The sequence below is a fragment of the Streptomyces phytophilus genome (assembly GCF_013870535.1).
GTDB classification, from domain to species: domain Bacteria; phylum Actinomycetota; class Actinomycetes; order Streptomycetales; family Streptomycetaceae; genus Streptomyces; species Streptomyces phytophilus.
Genome location: NZ_JACBXC010000917.1, coordinates 1 through 2,471, shown reverse-complemented (window position 1 = coordinate 2,471; position 2,471 = coordinate 1). Strand labels below are relative to the sequence as shown.

General features: G+C 75.1%; 2 protein-coding genes. One reads left to right on the top strand and one right to left on the bottom strand.

The genetic code is table 11. The annotated features are described in order from the left end of the window. A partial coding sequence (locus H5J30_RS27140) for an OB-fold nucleic acid binding domain-containing protein (RefSeq protein ID WP_309505645.1) occupies positions 1-701 on the bottom strand: 701 nt, incomplete at its 3' end. A 162-nt stretch (positions 702-863) separates the two neighbouring features. Between H5J30_RS27140 and H5J30_RS27135 the strand changes: the two genes are divergently transcribed. Beyond that, positions 864-2,471 (top strand): HSP90 family protein (locus H5J30_RS27135; protein ID WP_181789955.1); only part of this gene is annotated, 1,608 nt, incomplete at its 3' end.

The following is a 2,471-nucleotide window of genomic DNA, read 5'->3' as shown; positions in this document are numbered from 1 at the left end:
ACGAACGCCTCGTCCCACTTCAGCCGCTCCCGCGCGGCCCACAGGTCGGCCCTGGTCCTCGGCCGGTGCACCTTCAGCAGCGCCTCGGACAGCGGTACGAGGCCGCGCTCGGCCCGCAGCGCCGCGGGCAGCGGGTCGGCGACGCCCTCCCAGCCGGTGGCCTCCAGCCCGTCCAGCACCGTGTCGACGGCCTGCTGGAGCTGCCAGGACGCGAGCTGCCGGCACGCCGGGTACAGCGGGAGGAGCTTGCCTGCCCACTCGTCCGCCGCGGCGTCGGCGCCCGCGCCGTCCTGGCCGGCCAGCGGCTTGTAGTCGGGGTGGGCGAGCTGGCGCTTGCCGTTGAAGACGGTGACCTTGCCGGCGAAAAGGGCGCGCCGGCCGGGCAGCAGCTCCTTCTGCGGGTGGTACGCGCCGCGCCCGAAGAACACGAGGGTGAGCCGGCCGCTGCCGTCGGTGATGACCACCTGGAGCCGGCGCCCGCGGCCCGTACCGAGCATGGCGGCCTTCTCCACCTGCGCGACGACCGTGACGTGCTCGTCGGTCTCCAGGTCGGCCAGCCGCGTCAGCTCGCCGCGCTCGGCGTACCGCCGGGGGTAGTGGTGCAGCAGGTCGCCGACCGTGTGCAGATCCAGGTGCTCCGCCATGGCCTTGGCGGTCCGGTCGCCGACGGTCGTCTTCAGGGGCTCTTCCAGCACGGACACGCGTCCATTGCACACCATCGGACCGACAGAGCGTGGAAACCCCTGGTAACCCGAGCCCTCCCGGTCCTACGATGGTCCGCCCCGAACTCCCCTTCGCGATCACCGACTGCCGGGATCGCCCGACCCGCGCCGCCACGCCCACCCCCCGCCGGCGCTCTCGCGATGACTCCTGAGAACGCTGCGCCCACCGCGTCCCACACCTTCCAGGTCGACCTGCGCGGCCTGGTGGACCTGCTCTCCCATCACCTGTACTCCAGTCCCCGGGTCTACCTGCGCGAGCTGCTGCAGAACGCTGTCGACGCGGTCACCGCCCGCCGCGCGGCCGACCCCGTCGCGCCGGACCGGATCCGGCTGTACGCGGCGCCGGATGCGGAGCCCGCGGGCGGGCTGCGTGTCGAGGACAGCGGCGTGGGGCTCACCGAGGCGGAGGTGCACGAGCTGCTGGCCACCATCGGCCGCAGCTCCAAGCGCGCCGGCGGCCTGCAGGAGGCGCGGGCGGAGTTCCTGGGCCAGTTCGGCATCGGCCTGCTGGCCTGCTTCCTGGTCGCCGAGCGGATCCGGGTGGTCAGCAGGTCGGCCCGGGAGCCGGGGGCGCCGCCGGTGGAGTGGACGGCGGCCGACGACGGTTCGTACACGGTACGGACCCTCCCCCCGGCCGCCCGCCCCGAGCCCGGCACCACCGTGCACCTGACGCCGCGGCCCGGCTGCGCCGAGTGGTTCGAGCCCGCCCGCGTCACCGCCCTCGCCCGCGAGTTCGGCTCGCTCCTGCCGTACGACGTGCGCGTCGGCGAGGCGCCGGTCACCGAGCTGCCCGCCGTCTGGGACCGCCCGTACCCGAGCCCGGCCGCCCGCCGGGTGGCGCTCGCGGGGCACTGCCGGGACGTCTTCGGCTTCACCCCTCTCGACGCCGTCGAGCTGGACGTGCCGCTCGCGGGCGTGCGCGGGGTCGCGTACGTGCTGCCGTCCGCCGTCAGCCCCGCCCAGCGCGCCGGGCACCGCGTGCATCTGAAGGGCATGCTGCTCACCACGCGCGCCGACGGGCTGCTGCCCGACTGGGCGTTCTTCGTCCGCTGCGTCGTGGACACCGACAGCCTGCGCCCGACGGCCTCGCGGGAGGCGCTGTACGAGGACGAGACGCTGCTCGCCGTACGGGAGGCGCTCGGCGGCGCCGTGCGCGACTGGCTGACGTCCCTGGCCGCCGGCGACCCGGACCGGCTCGCGCAGTTCCTCTCCGTGCACCACCTGGGCGTGAAGTCGCTGGCCCGGCACGACGAGGAGATGCTGCGCACGATGCTGCCGTGGCTGCCGTTCGAGACCACCGACGGGCAGGTGTCGCTGGCGGAGTTCGCGCAGCGCCACCCGGTGGTGCACTTCACCCGCAGCGTGGAGGAGTTCCGGCAGGTCGCGCCGATCGCCTCCGCGCAGGGCATCGGCGTCGTCAACGGCGGCTACACCTACGACGCGGAGCTGGTGGAGCTGCTGCCCCGGGTACGCCCCGGGACGGCGGTCGCCGAGCTGGACCCGGACACCGTCACCGCGCACCTCGACGGCGTCGACCCGGCCGAGGAGCTGGCCCTGTCCGGCTTCCTCGGCGTCGCCCGCGCCCGCCTCGACCCGCTCGCCTGCGACGTGGTGCTGCGCGCCTTCCACCCGCTGACGGTGCCCGCGCTCCACCTCGACGACCGCGCCGCCCGGCACGAACGGGCCCGCGCGGACGAGGAGGAGCAGGCCGACGAGCTGTGGGCGGGCATCCTCGGCAGCCTGCGCGGC